Annotated in this window: 2 protein-coding genes; one reads left to right on the forward strand and one right to left on the reverse strand. The window is 38.5% G+C overall.

Annotated features, from left to right (window positions below):
• The first annotated feature begins 85 nt into the window (after positions 1–85).
• Positions 86–1,096, forward strand: coding sequence for an IS1595 family transposase (locus ACT3SX_RS14965; RefSeq protein ID WP_192520968.1), 1,011 nt, complete (start codon positions 86–88; stop codon positions 1,094–1,096).
• A 50-nt stretch (positions 1,097–1,146) separates the two neighbouring features.
• Here ACT3SX_RS14965 and ACT3SX_RS14970 read toward each other — a convergent pair.
• Positions 1,147–1,557, reverse strand: a 411-nt coding sequence (locus ACT3SX_RS14970) for a hypothetical protein (RefSeq protein ID WP_225735429.1), incomplete at its 5' end; no start/stop codon positions are given.

Genomic DNA, 1,557 nt, shown 5'->3' on the forward strand with positions numbered 1-1,557 from the left:
AGGCTCTGTTTTAATAGTGTGTTGATATAACTTATTGATAAATGATATAATGACTCTACAGGCTTTGATTTATAAGGGTTTAACCATGTCAACCGCCACAAAAAACATCGACATTCTCAAACAGTTATTCAACAACCTTTCTGAGAAAGAAAAACAGCTCTTTCTTGGTGATATTTCAGGTCAAAATTCTCTTGAAAAAGTTATTGCAGCTAAAGAGGTATCAAAATGCCCTCATTGCGACTCTACCCATTTCGTCAAAAATGGCACTAAATGCAACAACCAACGCTACTTGTGCCGTGACTGCAAAAAATCATTTGTTGAGCAAACAGGCACTATATTATACAACTCGCAAAAAGGCATTGAGGTTTGGGAAAAGTATATCCACTGTATGATTGAGAAGTACCCCTTACGCAAATGCGCCAAAATATGTGATATCAATTTGGCTACCGCCTTTGCATGGCGACACAAGATACTTGATGCGCTACAAAATATGATGACTGACGTTGAGCTTGATGGTGTCGTGCAAGCTGACGAAACATTTACCGCAATATCATATAAGGGTAATCACAAGTCTTTTAAATTGCCACGTATAGCCTATAAGCGAGGAACTAAGGCGAGTAAGCGTGGCTTATCAACAGAAAAGGTTTGCGTTCCTTGTGCCGTCAACTTAGATGGTCTATCCGTTGCTAAGATATCAAACCTAGGCAAACCATCATTAAAAGACTTGCAGAAAGTATTAGATGGCAATATCTCAAAAAACTCAGTATTTGTTACTGACTCGCTGCGTCCTTATCAAAAACTATCACTGGATATGGAGCTAAATCACATCCGTATTGCTACTAAGAAACGCAGTAATGGCTTATTCAATATCCAAATGGTCAATAACTACCACAGTAGGCTTAAAGACCTGATAACGCACCGCTTTAAGGGTGTGGCTACTAAGTATTTGAACAACTACCTTGTGTATCATAACTTTGTTAATTTTGCTAAAGGGTCATCAGAGAGTAAAGAGTCCGTACTGCTAGATTTTATTCGTAACACGCTATGCACAAGCAAGACTGCTGATTTGTCTAGTCGTCCTGCTGTACCTGTCTAACCATTAAGGCTGTTGGGCTGTACTCTATCTTTTTATTTAGATAAAGCTAGTTAAGCTACTTCGGCATGGCAGACCTCACCATCCTTTAGTCGTCTAGCATATACTTTTTCCATTAGGTTAAAAATATCGTCCATACTTAGTTCTTTAACTTTAATTGCGCTCCCACGCTCCCATCCATCAGCGTCATGGTATGCGTAGGTCATGCAGTCAAGGTCTTTGATATCAGTACGTTTGACCGCTTGGGAACTAGCAGTTGGAGCGTGTAGGTTTATGTATATCTCAATCTCATCAGCATACTTACTATCGCTTAGATTGAATATCAATATCAATACACTTCTATCAGCAATAGCGTAGTATAAATTGCAATAGAAATTCTCTATGGCTTGTAGTACATTATGTAGAAATTCATCTTTGTCTACTAATTCGGGGTTAGTGATATCTACTACCATATACTTAATTCC

Source organism: Psychrobacter sp. AOP31-B2-9, assembly GCF_052378005.1.
Lineage (GTDB): Bacteria > Pseudomonadota > Gammaproteobacteria > Pseudomonadales > Moraxellaceae > Psychrobacter.